15 protein-coding genes are annotated in these 13,900 nt (G+C 63.2%); 14 read left to right on the forward strand and 1 reads right to left on the reverse strand.

The window, feature by feature from the left end; genetic code table 11:
* Nucleotides 1–28: 28 nt before the first annotated feature.
* The 8 genes from ACQKEN_RS14870 (at nt 29) to ACQKEN_RS14905 (ending at nt 7,173) form a co-directional block, all read left to right on the forward strand.
* Nucleotides 29–865, forward strand: coding sequence for a transporter substrate-binding domain-containing protein (locus ACQKEN_RS14870; protein WP_427686534.1), 837 nt, complete (start codon nt 29–31; stop codon nt 863–865).
* 183 nt (nt 866–1,048) lie between these two features.
* A complete protein-coding gene (locus ACQKEN_RS14875; RefSeq protein WP_427686536.1) occupies nt 1,049–1,708 on the forward strand; it encodes an amino acid ABC transporter permease in 660 nt (219 codons plus the stop codon).
* Nucleotides 1,705–2,376, forward strand: coding sequence for an amino acid ABC transporter permease (locus tag ACQKEN_RS14880; protein WP_427686538.1), 672 nt, complete (start codon nt 1,705–1,707; stop codon nt 2,374–2,376). Before ACQKEN_RS14875 ends, ACQKEN_RS14880 begins: the two co-directional genes overlap by 4 nt.
* 74 nt (nt 2,377–2,450) lie before the next feature.
* On the forward strand, nt 2,451–3,263 hold the full coding sequence (locus tag ACQKEN_RS14885) for an amino acid ABC transporter ATP-binding protein (RefSeq protein WP_427686641.1): 813 nt from the start codon (nt 2,451–2,453) through the stop codon (nt 3,261–3,263).
* A 52-nt stretch (nt 3,264–3,315) separates the two neighbouring features.
* Complete coding sequence (gene hutC, locus ACQKEN_RS14890; RefSeq protein WP_427686540.1) at nt 3,316–4,053, forward strand: histidine utilization repressor; 738 nt, start codon at nt 3,316–3,318, stop codon at nt 4,051–4,053.
* Between the two features lie 93 nt (nt 4,054–4,146).
* Complete coding sequence (locus ACQKEN_RS14895; protein ID WP_427686542.1) at nt 4,147–4,443, forward strand: hypothetical protein; 297 nt, start codon at nt 4,147–4,149, stop codon at nt 4,441–4,443.
* A gap of 319 nt (nt 4,444–4,762) precedes the next feature.
* Entirely contained in the window at nt 4,763–6,088 is a 1,326-nt protein-coding gene (locus ACQKEN_RS14900; RefSeq protein ID WP_427686643.1) for an MFS transporter, read from the forward strand.
* A gap of 251 nt (nt 6,089–6,339) precedes the next feature.
* On the forward strand, nt 6,340–7,173 hold the full coding sequence (locus tag ACQKEN_RS14905) for an oxidoreductase (RefSeq protein WP_427686544.1): 834 nt from the start codon (nt 6,340–6,342) through the stop codon (nt 7,171–7,173).
* A gap of 211 nt (nt 7,174–7,384) precedes the next feature.
* Here the strand turns inward: ACQKEN_RS14905 and ACQKEN_RS14910 are convergent, their stop codons facing one another.
* Complete coding sequence (locus ACQKEN_RS14910; protein ID WP_427686545.1) at nt 7,385–8,146, reverse strand: FadR/GntR family transcriptional regulator; 762 nt, start codon at nt 8,144–8,146, stop codon at nt 7,385–7,387.
* 247 nt (nt 8,147–8,393) lie between these two features.
* Between ACQKEN_RS14910 and ACQKEN_RS14915 the strand changes: the two genes are divergently transcribed.
* The 6 genes from ACQKEN_RS14915 (at nt 8,394) to ACQKEN_RS14940 (ending at nt 13,798) form a co-directional block, all read left to right on the forward strand.
* Nucleotides 8,394–9,134, forward strand: a complete 741-nt coding sequence (locus ACQKEN_RS14915; protein WP_427686547.1) for an SDR family oxidoreductase — start codon at nt 8,394–8,396, stop codon at nt 9,132–9,134.
* 165 nt (nt 9,135–9,299) lie between these two features.
* On the forward strand, nt 9,300–10,145 hold the full coding sequence (locus ACQKEN_RS14920; RefSeq protein ID WP_427686549.1) for a fumarylacetoacetate hydrolase family protein: 846 nt from the start codon (nt 9,300–9,302) through the stop codon (nt 10,143–10,145).
* A gap of 194 nt (nt 10,146–10,339) precedes the next feature.
* Nucleotides 10,340–11,617 carry an L-fuconate dehydratase gene (locus ACQKEN_RS14925; RefSeq protein WP_427686551.1) on the forward strand — a complete coding sequence of 426 codons (1,278 nt, stop codon included), beginning with the start codon at nt 10,340–10,342 and terminating at the stop codon, nt 11,615–11,617.
* Nucleotides 11,618–11,772: 155 nt separating this feature from the next.
* Nucleotides 11,773–12,666 carry an amidohydrolase family protein gene (locus tag ACQKEN_RS14930; protein ID WP_427686552.1) on the forward strand — a complete coding sequence of 298 codons (894 nt, stop codon included), beginning with the start codon at nt 11,773–11,775 and terminating at the stop codon, nt 12,664–12,666.
* Nucleotides 12,663–13,439: an SDR family oxidoreductase gene (locus ACQKEN_RS14935; RefSeq protein WP_427686554.1), complete on the forward strand. Its 777-nt coding sequence runs from the start codon at nt 12,663–12,665 to the stop codon at nt 13,437–13,439. The genes ACQKEN_RS14930 and ACQKEN_RS14935 overlap by 4 nt, the downstream gene beginning before the upstream one ends.
* On the forward strand, nt 13,436–13,798 hold the full coding sequence (locus ACQKEN_RS14940) for an L-rhamnose mutarotase (protein WP_427686556.1): 363 nt from the start codon (nt 13,436–13,438) through the stop codon (nt 13,796–13,798). The genes ACQKEN_RS14935 and ACQKEN_RS14940 overlap by 4 nt, the downstream gene beginning before the upstream one ends.
* Nucleotides 13,799–13,900 lie beyond the last annotated feature (102 nt).

The raw sequence follows: 13,900 nt of genomic DNA on the forward strand, positions 1-13,900 counted from the left end.
CACGCCCCATCCACCCAGGAGCCATCCCATGCCACTCGACTCTGTGTTCCGCAGGACGTTTAAACGCTTGAGTATCGCTGCCACGCTGGCGCTGTTGCCATTGGCGGTGCACGCCGACCAACTGGCCGATGTGAAAAAGGCCGGTGAGCTGGTGGTCGGCACCGAGATGCAGTTCGCGCCCTTCGACTTTCTCGAGGCGGGCAAGCAGAAAGGCTTGAACGCTGAGTTGTTCGAGGCGCTGGGTCAGGAGCTGGGGGTCAAGATCAAGTTCCTCGACCTGCCGTGGCCGAGCGTGCTGCCGGGCCTTGAAGCGAAGAAATTCGACGTGGTGGCCGGCCCGATCATCGTGACCAAGGCGCGCAAGGAGCGTTACCACTTCGTGTCGCCGATTGCCGAAGCGACCGTGGCCCTGCTCGCGGGCGCCAAGGACGACAGCATCAGCAAGCCGGAAGACATCGCGGGCAAAACCGTCGGTGCCGGCAAGGGCTCGGCGCAGCTGGAAGAGTTGAAGGCTTTTGCTGCGACCCTGCCGCAGAAGGTCACCATTCGTGAATACGTCGACAACAATCAGGCCTACGCCGACCTGGCGGCCAAGCGCATCGTCGCCGTGGCCAACTCGCTGCCGAACATTTCCTTCGTCGCCGCGCAGAAAAGCAATCTGTACAAAGTGGTGCAGCCGCCGTTCGGCAAGAAATCCTACTTCGCCTACCTGGGCCGCAAGGACGCCGATGCCGACAGCCTGATCGCCGCACTGGATGCGGCTCTGACCAAGATGCATGACGACGGCCGCCTGGCCGCGCTGCAGAAGAAATGGCTGGGCGCGGAAATGGACGTGCCGAAGGGTGATTTCGAGCCGACGTGGTGATAAGGAGCTGAGTCAATTGCATCGTCCCGAAACGATGCACGACCTGTAGGAGCGTGGCTTGCCCGCGAATGCGGTGTGTCAGTCACGCTTGCATCGACTGACTCACCCTATTCGCGGGCAAGGTGGAGCGCCACCCCGGTCGCTCCTACAGGATTTGCGTCAGGCATACGCTGGAGAAACGCCGTGTTCGATTGGCCCTTGCTGCAGCAAAACGCGCCGTTACTGCTCGGCGCCCTGTGGGTGACGTTGCAGGTGTCGATCGCCGCGCTGGTGTTCGGCTTTGTCATCGGCATTGTCGTTGGCAGCCTGCGCCTGTCGCCGATCCCTCTTCTGCGCCGCCTCGGTGGCGCTTACATTTTCGTGTTCCGCGGCATTCCGCTGCTGGTGCAATTGCTGTTCATCTATTACTTCCTGCCCCGGGTCGGCCTGCCCAATGTCTCGCCCACGGTGGCGGCGATCATCGGCCTGTCCCTGGCGGCCGGCGCCTATATCGCCGAGATCATGCGGGGCGGCTTTCTTGCGATTCCCGGCGGTCAGCTGGAGGCCGCCGGCCTATTGGGCATGAGCGACGCGCAGATGCTCATGCGCATCCGCGTGCCTCAGGCCGTGCGCCTGACGCTGCCGGCGCTGGTCAATGAAATGATCCTGCTGATCAAGGCCTCGTCGCTGGTCTCGGTGGTCGGGCTGGCCGACCTCACCCGCACGGCGCAGAACCTGGCGGCCAGCGACTATATGTTCGTCCAGGACTACCTGATGCTCGCCGGCTTCTACTGCCTGATCAACGTGCCGCTGGCGTATGCCGCGAGCCTGCTCGAACGACGCCTGAAGGAGCGCACGGCATGACCTTCGACCCGAGCATTTTTACCGACCACCTGGGCGACATCGGCTCGGGCTTTCTGGTCACCCTCGGCACCTGGAGCAGCGGCGTCGTGCTCGGCCTCGCGCTGGGCATGCTGATCGCGGTCGCCCAGGTGTTCGGCAACCACTTCGTGCGCGCGCCATTGCGGGTGTTCATCGAGCTGATCCGCAGCACGCCGTTTCTGGTGCAGCTGTTTCTGGTGTATTACGGCGGGCCGTCGTTCGGCATCAGCCTCGACCCGATCCCCGCCGGCATCCTCGGCCTGGGGGTTTACGGCAGCGTGTACTTCGCCGAGATCTTCCGCACCGGCTTCGAGTCGGTCGCCCGGGGTCAGCTGGAAGCCGCCGATTGCCTGGGCATCACCCGCCTGCAATGCATCTGGCGCATCCAGGTGCCGCAGATGCTGGTGATGATTCTGCCGGCGCTGGTGAACATGGTCACGGTGCTGTGCAAGGAAACCGCCGTGCTGTCGATCATCACCATTCCCGAGCTGACGATGGTCCTCACCGGCATCGGTTCGGAGACCTTCGCCTTCGTCGAAACCCTGCTGATGCTGTGCATCGGCTATCTGATTCTGGTGGAGCTGTGCTCGCGGCTGGGCATGCTGCTGGAAACCCGCGTCGGCCGCTTCATGAGCAGGCAACCGCGATGAACAGTCTTCTGATCCCCGGCGGCAAAGTGCCCGCCCCGACCCGCGAAACGACCCGCGAATCCCTGGATGAACCTATGAAAACCAACGGCGAGCAGTCGACCGTCCTGACCCTGAACAAGGTGGGCAAAAGCTTCGGCCACCTGCGCGTGCTCAAGGGCATCGACTTGCAGGTGCAGCGCTCGGAAGTGGTCTGTCTGATCGGCCCGTCGGGCTCGGGCAAAAGCACCCTGCTGCGCAGCATGGCGTTTCTCGAGGAGTATGACGAAGGCGAGATCCGCATCGAAGGCCAGTTGCTCGGCTGGCAGGACACCGACAAGGGCCGTCGCCGCGCGCCGCAATCGCAGATCAACCAGGTGCGACGCAACGTCGGCATGGTTTTTCAGCAGTTCAACCTGTGGCCGCACATGACCGCCCTCGGCAACGTCTGCGAAGCCTTGCGGCGGGTGCGCAAGCTCTCGGCCGACGACGCGAAAAAGCGCGGCATGGCGATGCTCGACAAGGTCGGCCTGGCGCACAAGGCCGAAGCGTATCCCGCGCAGCTGTCCGGCGGTCAGCAGCAGCGGGTGGCGATTGCCCGGGCGCTGGCGATGGAGCCGCACATCATGCTGTTCGACGAGCCCACCTCGGCCCTCGACCCGGAGCTGGTGGGCGAAGTGCTGCAGGTGATGAAGACCCTGGCGAAGGAAGGCATGACCATGGTCGTGGTCACCCACGAGATGGGCTTTGCCGCCCAGGTCGCCGATTCGGTGATTTTTCTCGATCAGGGCGAAATCGTTGCTCGCGGCACGCCCCGGCAGATGTTCCACAACGCCGAGCAACCCCGGCTGCAGCAGTTCTTGCAGAACTACCTGGACCGCAACGCGTTCTGGCAGGACGCCAAGGGGTGATGCACTTTTTTAGGGCCGTCAACGCACGCCTGTTCGGCAAGGGAGAAAAACGATGGACAAGCCGGCACCCCAGGCCCTGTATCGGCGGGCGAAATCTTTCGTCAACGGCAAGCTGTCGTCGGGGGAATGGAAGCCCGGCGATCTGATTCCGTCGGAGAACCGTCTGGTGGTCGAGCTGGGCATGTCGCGGATGACCGTCAACCGGGCGTTGCGCGAGCTGACCGAAGAAGGCCGCCTGCTACGGGTGTCCGGGGTCGGCACCTTCGTCGCCGCCAGCAAGCCGCAATCCAACCTGCTGCGCATCACCAACATCGCCGACGAAATCCTTGCCCGGGGCCATCGCTATCGTTGCCAGGTGCTGCATCTGGCACGGGAATCGGCGTCGATGCCCATCGCGTCGGCCCTCTCGCTGGCCACTGGCGCGTCGGTGTTTCACCTGTTGTGCGTGCATTACGAGGATGACGTGGCGGTGCAACTGGAGGACCGTTACGTCAATCCCCACGCCGCGCCTGACTTTCTAAACCAGCCCTTTGGCGACACGTTGCAGTCGGCGCGGTACCTGTTGCAGATCATTCAGCCCGATGAAATGGAGCACATCGTTGAGGCCAGCCACCCGAGCGCCGAGGAGCTCAAGCATTTGCAGATCGAGTCGGGCGAGCCGTGTCTGGTGCTGATGCGCCGCACCTGGAACAGCGGCAACGTGGTGACCTACGTGCGCCTGGTGCACCCGTCGTCGCGCTATCGACTGGGCAGTCGCATGCCGGTGACCGGCGCCTATCGCGACAGCTGAAGCCTGCCGGTCAGCACATGGATCGAACCCTTGCGCGTCGTTGCCCTCGATATCTGTAAGCCCTGTGAACGGGGCATGACATAAGAGGTGCGTATGGCTACCCAGAACAATGATCAAACCGTCAACCGCAACGACCCGGCGATTACTCCTGCCGTTGAGCAAGTCGGGCCCGACAGCAGCCTGGCGCAGAACGATGCGCTGAAAAACCAGGGCGGATCGCAGAGCCAGTCCGAGGACGGCGCGCAGAGTCAGGAGAACAATGGCAACGTGACCGGCGAGAACAGCTTTACCCCGGATTTCGAGCCCGAAGAGCATGAGTCGCCGGACACCACCAAAGAGGAACGGCAGACCGGTGAGCTGGATAAGGATATTGATACAGCGGGGGGTTGAGGTCGGTCACTGAATGCTTGCCTGACCCCATCCGTAGAAGCCGGCTTGGTGGCGAACGGGTGGGGTCAGTCATGAAACAGGTGGCTGATACATAGCATTCGCCAGCAAGCCGGCTCCTACAGTGGGATGCCGTCGCGATCCCTCCCTCGCGCATCTTTCATTGCGTAGCACCCTAACAAAACGGCACCATCACGCTTTCGTCTGCGACTGCAGACCCGCCTGAAGTTCATCCCCCGGAGCGTTGTCGATAATGGTCCAGCCCGCCACTCAGGATGCCCCGCGCGTCGGTAATAAACTCACACCCCGCGAGTTTCGCGGCATGGCGGCGATTTTGATGTCCATCGCCCTCGCCACCCTCGACACCGCCATCGCCAACACCGCCCTCCCCGCCATCGCGGCTGATTTGCACGCCTCGCCGGCAGCGTCGGTGTGGATCATCAACGCTTACCAGCTCGCCGCTGTCGCCACGCTGTTGCCGTTCGCGGCGTTGGGCGGCGTGCTCGGCCACCGCAAGGTGTACTTGGGCGGGCTGATTTTATTCGTGGTGTCGTCGGCGCTGTGTGCGCTGTCCTGGTCATTGCCCACGCTGACCATCGCCCGCGTGCTGCAGGGCATCGGCGCCAGCGCGATCATGAGTGTCAACGCCGCGCTGATCGGCTCGATCTTCCCCCACGAGCGCCTCGGCCGCGGCCTGGGCATGAACGCGCTGGTGGTCGGCACCTCGTTCTCCATCGGCCCGACCGTGGCCTCGCTGGTGTTGTCGGTGGCGAGCTGGCCGTGGCTGTTCGCGATCAACCTGCCCATTGGGCTATTCGCCCTGGTGTTTGCCTGGAATTCGCTGCCCGCGACCCGTCTCGGCACCCTGACGTTCGACCGCTTCACCGCCGTGCTCAACGTCATCACCTTCGGCGCGCTGATCTTTGCCCTGAGTCAGGCGGCGCAACTGGGTTCCATGACCAGCGTGCTGATCGCCCTGGCGGTTTTTCTGGTGGGCGGCGCGCTGATGCTCAAGCGCGAGGCCGGGCACCCTGCGCCGATGTTTCCCCTGGATTTGCTCAAGCGGCCGCTGTTTGCGCTGTCGGCCCTGACGGCGTTCTGTTCGTTCGCCACCCAAGGACTGGCGTTCGTCTCGCTGCCGTTCTTTTTTGAAAGCACCCTGGGCCGCGACCCGATCCAGACCGGGTTTCTGATGACGCCGTGGTCGGTGGTGGTGGCGATGATCGCGCCGTTCGCCGGGCGCCTGTCTGACCGCTATGCGCCGGGGCTGCTGGGCGGGATTGGCCTGGCCATGCTCTGCCTGGGGATGATTTCCCTCGCGACCATGCCCGCCGACGCCAGCGTGATGTCCATCATCGCGCGGATGGTGCTGTGCGGCATCGGCTTCGGTTTCTTCCAGGCGCCGAACCAGAAAGCGTTGATGACCAGCGCGCCGAAGGAGCGCTCCAGCGGCGCCAGCGGCACCATCGCGACGGCACGCCTGATCGGTCAGGCCACGGGGGCGGCCTTGGTGGCGTTGAGTTTCGGGATTTCCAGCACCCACGGCCCGGTGCTGGCGCTGAGCATCGGCGCAGGCTTTGCGGCGGTGGGCAGTGTGGCAAGCGGGTTGCGGCTGGTGACCAGGAACACGGCCAATCCGCGGGTGTGAGATGTCCACGGTCTGCGCCTGGTAGGAGTGAGCTTGCTCGCGATCGCGGTGTGTCAGTTGATTCACCTATAACTGACACGCCCTGATCGCGAGCAAGCTCACTACAAAATGACTATCAGTCGCGCCGTGGCAGCGCCAAGCCAGAGCAGGATCAGGCAATCATCGCGTAGAACTGGGTCATCGGTTTCGCGCGCAGGGTTCCTACCATGGGGCCTACGATCAACAGCTTCGGTCTTGTGAGGAAACGCACTATGAGCACAACTAAAACCCTGTTCATCACCGGTGTCAGCAGCGGCTTCGGTCAGGCGTTGGCGCAACAGGCGCTGGCGGCGGGTCATACGGTGATCGGCACCCTGCGCAGTGAAGACGCCGTACAGGCGTTTCAAGCCCAGGCACCCGGTCGCGCCCACGGCGTGCTGCTGGACGTCACTGATTTCGACGCCATCGACCGCGTGGTGGCCGAGGCCGACAACGCGTTCGGGCCCATCGACGTGCTGGTCAACAACGCCGGCTATGGCCACGAGGGCATTCTGGAAGAGTCGCCGCTGGAGGACTTGCGTCGGCAGTTCGAGGTCAACGTGTTCGGCGCGGTGGCGATCATCAAGGCCTTTGTGCCCCTGTTCCGCCAGCGCCGCCGCGGGCACATCCTCAACGTCACTTCCATGGGCGGCTTCATCACGATGCCGGGGATTTCCTACTACCACGGCAGCAAGTTCGCCCTGGAAGGCATTTCCGAATCCCTTTGCAAGGAGCTGAAGCCCTTCAATGTGTTCGTCACCGCGGTGGCGCCGGGTTCGTTCCGCACGGATTGGGCCGGGCGCTCGATGCAACGGACTGCGCGGCAGATTACCGACTACGACGCCAGCTTCGACCCGATCCGCAAGGCCCGTGAAGAACGCAGCGGCAAGCAGCCGGGGGATCCGGTCAAGGCAGCCAACGCGATGCTCAAGCTGATCGACAGCCCCAACCCGCCGGCGCATTTGTTGCTGGGCAGCGATGCGTTGACGCTGGTGCGGGAAAAGCTCGCGCAGCTGGAAGCGGAGTTTGCGGAATGGGAAGAAGTGTCGCGCTCGACGGATGGGTGAGTGAGGACTCATTCAGCCGTCTGTGCTGACACGCTGATATTTCAGCTGCCACCACAACACGTGTAGGAGCGCGCTTGGTCTGGGCCGCATCCGGACGAAGGCGTCGGCATGGACGACAGAGATGCGTCGGACGCACCGGCCTCTTCGCGGGCAAGCGCGCTCCTACAGGTGCTGCGTTAGCAGGGAAATCTGCGGTGCTCCCTTTTGAACGCTAAACCCCGCCGCGGCTGAAGATCCGGATCACTTCATCCAGATGCCCCGCCATCGCCTGCCTTGCGGCTTCCGCGTTGCGGTTTTGCAAGGCGTCGAGGATCAGGCGGTGTTCGTGCTCGGAGCGGAACGGCATGTCGTCGGAGGTGTAGTGCGCCTGTAGGCGCTGGAACATGCTGCCGTACTGATGCCCGAGCAGGTGCTTGATCATCAGCGCATAGGCCGGGTTGCCCGAGGCCTGGGCGATGCGAATGTGGAACAGCCGATCGCCCGGGTGGGTATGGGAATGCTCGCGGTTGTCCCGGGCGTTTCGTTCGAAGGCCTCGCGGATTGCGTCGAGTTCTTCATCGCTGGCGTTTTGCGCGGCAAGCGCCGCCGCTTCCGGCTCGATCAGCCGACGCGCCTGGAGCAAGGCAAACGGCGGAATCTCCGCGCTGAAATCCACCTCGATACCCAGCTCCGGGTCGACATCCTTCCACTGATCGCGGGTGACCTGGGTCATCACCGGTTCATCGGTCAGCACTTTCGCTGGCGGCTCACAGACCAGTACGCCATTGCCCACGCGCACATCCACCAGCCCGATCACCTCCAGCGCGATCATCGCCTCGCGCACCGACGCCCTGCTCACCCCCAGCATCTTCGCCAATTCACGTTCGGCCGGCAGGCGGCTGCCTGGTGGAAATTCGCCGCTGTCGATCAGCGCGCGCAGCTGGTCGGCGATCTGGCGATAAAGTCTCTGGTTATCAATTACTTGGATTGGCATCGGGCATCGGCTCGGAAATTTTCAGCGCACTGGATCGACAAATGGCCTTGTTGCGGCCCATGACAAGTGCTAAAAACAGGACCAATGGCCTGACCATTGGAGCGCTGCAGTGAGCGGAGCATAGCAAAACCCAACGGGGTTCGGCGTGTTTCAGATCCAGCTCGACGCGCTGCACTGGTTCGATCAACAGACCTCGAAAGCCCCGTAAGCAGACAGGTCGTCTCAACAATAAAAACAAGGGATCAACATGGACCTCACCGGTAAGCGAGTGCTCATCACGGCCGCCGCCCAGGGCATCGGTCAAGCCAGCGTCGAGGCGTATCTCAAGGCCGGCGCGGAAGTCTTCGCCGTGGACATCAACGGAGCCGCGCTGGACCACCTCCAGGGCGTGCACAAGCGTGTGCTCGACGTCACCGATCACGCCGCCATCGAACGGCTGGCCGCCGAAGTGGGCGCGCTGGACGTGCTGTTCAACTGCGCGGGCGTGGTGCACAGCGGCAATATCCTCGAATGCTCCGACGATGACTGGCGCTTCGCCTTCGACCTCAACGTCACCGCGATGTACAAGATGATCCGCGCGTTTCTGCCGGCGATGCTGGCCAACGGTGGCGGCTCGATCATCAACATGTCGTCGGTCGCCTCGGCCATCAAGGGCGTGCCCAACCGCTTCGCCTACTGCGCGAGCAAGGCCGCCGTCATCGGCATCACCCGCTCGGTCGCTGCCGATTTCGTCGGGCAGAACATCCGTTGCAACTGCATTTGCCCCGGCACCGTGGAATCCCCTTCCCTGCGTCAGCGGGTGGCCGATCAGGCCGCGCGCGAGCACCGCGAAGAAGCCGAGGTGTACGCGGCGTTCGAAGCGCGCCAGCCTATGGGGCGCCTGGGCACGCCCGAGGAAATTGCCCAATTGGCGCTGTACCTCGGTTCGTCCGCCAGCGGTTTTACCACCGGCACCGCGCAGATCATCGACGGTGGCTGGAGCAACTGAGCATGGCTGCTGATCACCCTTAACGGCAGGAGTTAGCTGGTCCGTGTTGCATCCGGGCGATAACAAGGTGTTAGTCGACCGATGAGCACCCGTACCATCGGATCGCGAGCAAGCTCACTCCTACAGCATCAACGAATCTGATCAATCACCTTTAGAGGACACCCCATGAAATTGCTGCGTTACGGCGAACCCGGTCAAGAACGCCCTGGCCTGCTGGACAGCAACGGCCGCATTCGCGATCTGACCGACCTCATCGGCGACCTGTCGGGCACTGCCCTGAGCCCGGAAAGCATCGCGCACTTGCAGTCCCAGGACGTCAACAGCCTGCCGCTGGTGGAGGGCAATCCGCGTATCGGCCCGTGCGTCGGCCAGATCGGCAAGTTCATCTGCATCGGCCTGAACTACGCCGACCACGCCGCTGAAACCGGCGCGGACATTCCGAAAGAGCCGATCATTTTCAACAAATGGACCAGCGCCATCGTCGGCCCCAACGACAACGTGGAAATCCCGCGCAACTCGAAGAAGACCGACTGGGAAGTCGAACTGGGCGTGGTCATTGGCAAGGGCGGTCGGTACATCGACGAGGCCGATGCGCTAGAACACGTGGCGGGTTATTGCGTGATCAACGACGTCTCCGAGCGTGAATTCCAGATTGAGCGCGGCGGCACTTGGGACAAGGGCAAGGGCTGTGACACCTTCGGCCCGATCGGTCCGTGGCTGGTCACCCGCGATGAAATCGCCGACCCGCACCAGCTCAACCTGTGGCTGGAAGTCGACGGCAAGCGCTACCAGAACGGCAACACGCGGACGATGATTTTCCAGATCCCCAAGCTGGTGAGCTACCTGAGCCAGTTCATGAGCCTGCAGCCGGGCGACGTGATTTCCACCGGCACACCGCCGGGCGTGGGCCTGGGCATCAAGCCGGAGCCGGTGTTCCTGCGCGCCGGCCAGACCATGCGTCTGGGGATTGAAGGGTTGGGTGAACAGCAGCAAGTGACCGTCGACGCCTGACCGGTAGGAGTGCTTGTTCGCGAAGGCTGCATTTCTACCGCTGGATAATTACCGGATGTACCGGCCTCTTCGCGAGCAAGCTCACTCCTACAACGATCTCCGTCCCCTGGAGATCCTTGGGGTGCCAGGAAGACCGCTTTTCCCGAATTCCTGGGTAAACCGCGCTGCCCATAACAATGCCAAAGGGACCCGCCATGACCACCATCACCGCCTTGCGCGTTGAAGACATTCGTTTCCCCACCTCGCAATTGCTCGACGGCTCCGACGCGATGAACCCGGACCCCGATTACTCGGCGGCCTACGTCATTCTCGAAACCGATCACCCCACCCTGCAAGGCCACGGCCTGACCTTCACCATCGGGCGCGGCAACGAGATCTGTTGTGCCGCGATCAACGCGCTGGCAGGCGTGATGGTCGGCTTGAAGCTGGAATGGATCGCCGAAGACATGGGGCGTTTCTGGCGCCACGTCACCAGCGACAGCCAGTTGCGCTGGATCGGCCCGGACAAGGGCGCGATCCACTTGGCGACCGGCGCCGTGGTCAATGCCACCTGGGACCTGTGGGCCAAGTCCGAAGGCAAACCGGTATGGCAACTAGTGGCGGAAATGACCCCGGAGCAGCTGGTGCGCTGCATCGATTTTCGCTACATCACCGACTGCCTGACGCCGGACGAAGCCTTGGTCCTGCTGACCGAGCGCGCCGAGGGCAAGGCGCAACGTCTGCAATCGCTGCTGGCCGACGGTTACCCCTGCTACACCACCTCGGCGGGCTGGCTGGGCTACCCGGACGACAAGCTGCGCCGGCTGTGTCAGGAAGCGGTCGATGGCGGCTTCTCTCACATCAAATTGAAGGTCGGTCGCGACCTGCAGGACGACATTCGCCGCGTGCGCATCGCCCGGGAAGTGCTGGGGCCGGATCGTCATCTGATGATTGACGCCAATCAGGTCTGGGAGGTCGAAGAGGCCATTGACTGGGTCCGCGAGCTGGCGTTCGCCAAGCCCTGGTTTATCGAAGAACCGACCAGCCCCGACGACGTCGAGGGCCATCGCACCATTCGTCTCGGCGTCCACCCGGTCAAGGTAGCGACCGGCGAAATGTGCCAGAACCGCATCGTCTTCAAGCAGCTGATCATGCGCGGGGCCATCGACGTGGTGCAGATCGACGCCTGCCGCCTCGGCGGGGTCAACGAGGTGCTCGCAGTGATGCTGATAGCCGCCAAATACCAGCTGCCAGTCTGCCCCCATGCCGGCGGCGTCGGGCTGTGCGAGTACGTGCAGCACCTGTCGATGATCGATTTTCTGTGCATCGCCGGCACCCATGAGGGTCGGGTGGTGGAGTACGTCGATCACCTGCACGAGCACTTTGAAGACCCCTGTGTGATTCGTGATGCGGCTTATTTGCCGCCGGCCGCGCCAGGGTTCTCGATTCAGATGAAGGCCGCTTCGCGGGAGCGGTATGCGTACGTGAAATGAGCACAAATCTCTGTGGGAGCCGGTTTGCTGGCGAATGTGTGCGTTCAGACGCTGCTGGGTCGCCTGGCCCATCGTATTCGCCAGCAAGCCGGCTCCTACAAATGCGTGCCCCGCGGAACTTGCGCCAGGCATGAAACGGACGGAGTACAACAACAATGTCGTCCCGACACTCAAGCGTTCCGGCACCGCCCTTGCGGGTGGATGCCCATCAGCATTTCTGGACTTACACCCCGCAGGAATACCCGTGGATCGACCAACGCCATGGCGCGCTGCAACGGGATTTTTTGCCGGGCGATCTGAAGCCCTTGCTCGATCAGCGCGGTATCGACGGCTGCGTCGCGGTGCAGGCCCGGCACAGTGTCGGCGAGACGGACGCACTGCTGAACCACGCCGCTAATCACCCGTGGATCTTCGGCGTGGTCGGCTGGGCGGATCTGCGCGCGGATGATGTCGACGCGCAACTCTCGCGCTGGGGCGACTCTCATAAAGGCGCGCAAAAACTGGTCGGCCTTCGTCACCTGATTCAGGACGAGCCGGCGCCGTCGCTATTCCTTCAGGACGCCGCGTTCGCCCGTGGCATAAAGCTGTTGCAACGCAAGGGGCTGACTTACGACGTGCTGATAAAAGACAACGACCTGCACGCCGCCACCGCCTTCTGCCAACGCCACGATCAGCATCATGTGATCCTCGATCACCTCGGCAAACCCGACCTGTCCCTTGAAGATCCCATCGCCTGGGCCGACCGCCTCGCCCCGCTGGCCGCCCTGCCCCACGTCGCCTGCAAGTTGTCCGGGCTGATCACCGAAGCCGACTGGCAGCACTGGCGACCGGTGGAACTGCTGCCGTATTTCTACCTGGCGCTGGAATTGTTCGGACCGCAGCGACTGATGTTCGGTTCCGACTGGCCGGTCTGTCAGGTTGCCGGCAGCTACAGCGACGTTCACCAGCTGTTCGAAACCGCCATCAGCACGCTCTCCGTCGACGAGCAAAACGCGCTGCGCGGCGGCACCGCCATTCGCCTTTATGGCCTGCAAGGAAACTGCCCATGAATCTGCACCTGCACGACAAAATCATCATCGTCACCGGCGGCGGCTCGGGGATTGGCGCGGCCATCTCGCTGGGGCTGGCCGAAGAAGGCGCGATCCCGGTGATCTTCGCCAACCAGCCGCTGCCGCCCGAATTGGCCGCCGAGCTGGACAGACGCCAGCCACAGACCCTGTTCGTGCAGGTCGAGCTGCGTGACGAGGCGGCTTGCGCGGCGGCGGTGAGCCAGGTGCTGGAGCGTTTCGGGCGCATCGACGGGCTGGTCAACAACGCCGGGGTCAATGACAACGTCGGGTTGGAGGCCGGTCGCAGCGCGTTCATCGAGTCGCTGGAGAAGAACCTCATTCACTACTACGTCATGGCGCATTTGTGCGTCGACGCGCTGAAGGCCAGCCAGGGCGCCATCGTCAACATCGGCTCCAAGACCGCCCTCACCGGCCAGGGCGGTACCAGCGGTTACACCGCGTCGAAAGGCGCACAACTGTCGCTGACCCGGGAATGGGCCGCGTCGTTGCTGAGCGATGGCGTAAGGGTGAATGCGGTGATTCCGGCCGAAGTCATGACGCCGCTGTACGAGCGCTGGATTGCCAGCTTCGACAACCCTGACGCGAAGCTGGCGAAGATCGTTGAAAAAATCCCCCTCGGTCAGCGCATGACCACGCCGACGGAGATTGCCGACAGTGTGTTGTTTCTGCTGTCGCCGCGAGCGTCCCACACCACTGGGCAGTGGCTGGTGGTGGATGGCGGCTACACGCACCTTGACCGGGCACTGACTTGATCACCGAGGCGGGCGCGCAGCGGTTCTGTCTGGCGCTGGACCTGGCCGATGACGAGGCGTTGATTGCCGAGTATGAGCAGTTGCACCGGCGCATCTGGCCGGAGATTGCCGAACACCTGCGCGGCCAGGGCGTGCTGGACATGCAGATCTGGCGACTGGGCACGCGGCTGTTCATGGTCATGGACACGGCGCCCGGCTTCAGCGCCGACGTGATGGATCAGGCGTCGGCGGCCCATCCCAAGGTGCAGGAATGGGAGGCGTTGATGTGGCGGTTTCAGAAACCGACGCCGTGGACCGAACCGGGGAGTAAATGGCAGCCCATGGCGCAGATTTTCAGTCTGGCGGATCAGCCGCCTTGAAGCCCTCCATTGTAGGAGCGCGCTTGCCCGCGATGGCGTCGGCACTTTCAACATCACGGGCGGCTGACGTATCGCAATCGCGGGCAAGCGCGCTCCTACAGG

The sequence above is a fragment of the Pseudomonas sp. NPDC078416 genome, from assembly GCF_050268485.1.
GTDB lineage: Bacteria > Pseudomonadota > Gammaproteobacteria > Pseudomonadales > Pseudomonadaceae > Aquipseudomonas.

Coding starts and splice junctions, on each gene's coding strand:
- ACQKEN_RS14870 (WP_427686534.1), top strand. CDS start 29: ATGCCACTCGACTCTGTGTTCCGCAGGACGTTTAAACGCTTGAGTATC.
- ACQKEN_RS14880 (WP_427686538.1), top strand. CDS start 1,705: ATGACCTTCGACCCGAGCATTTTTACCGACCACCTGGGCGACATCGGC.
- ACQKEN_RS14885 (WP_427686641.1), top strand. CDS start 2,451: ATGAAAACCAACGGCGAGCAGTCGACCGTCCTGACCCTGAACAAGGTG.
- hutC (WP_427686540.1), top strand. CDS start 3,316: ATGGACAAGCCGGCACCCCAGGCCCTGTATCGGCGGGCGAAATCTTTC.
- ACQKEN_RS14895 (WP_427686542.1), top strand. CDS start 4,147: ATGGCTACCCAGAACAATGATCAAACCGTCAACCGCAACGACCCGGCG.
- ACQKEN_RS14900 (WP_427686643.1), top strand. CDS start 4,763: ATGGCGGCGATTTTGATGTCCATCGCCCTCGCCACCCTCGACACCGCC.
- ACQKEN_RS14905 (WP_427686544.1), top strand. CDS start 6,340: ATGAGCACAACTAAAACCCTGTTCATCACCGGTGTCAGCAGCGGCTTC.
- ACQKEN_RS14910 (WP_427686545.1), bottom strand. CDS start 8,146: ATGCCAATCCAAGTAATTGATAACCAGAGACTTTATCGCCAGATCGCC.
- ACQKEN_RS14915 (WP_427686547.1), top strand. CDS start 8,394: ATGGACCTCACCGGTAAGCGAGTGCTCATCACGGCCGCCGCCCAGGGC.
- ACQKEN_RS14920 (WP_427686549.1), top strand. CDS start 9,300: ATGAAATTGCTGCGTTACGGCGAACCCGGTCAAGAACGCCCTGGCCTG.
- ACQKEN_RS14925 (WP_427686551.1), top strand. CDS start 10,340: ATGACCACCATCACCGCCTTGCGCGTTGAAGACATTCGTTTCCCCACC.
- ACQKEN_RS14930 (WP_427686552.1), top strand. CDS start 11,773: ATGTCGTCCCGACACTCAAGCGTTCCGGCACCGCCCTTGCGGGTGGAT.
- ACQKEN_RS14935 (WP_427686554.1), top strand. CDS start 12,663: ATGAATCTGCACCTGCACGACAAAATCATCATCGTCACCGGCGGCGGC.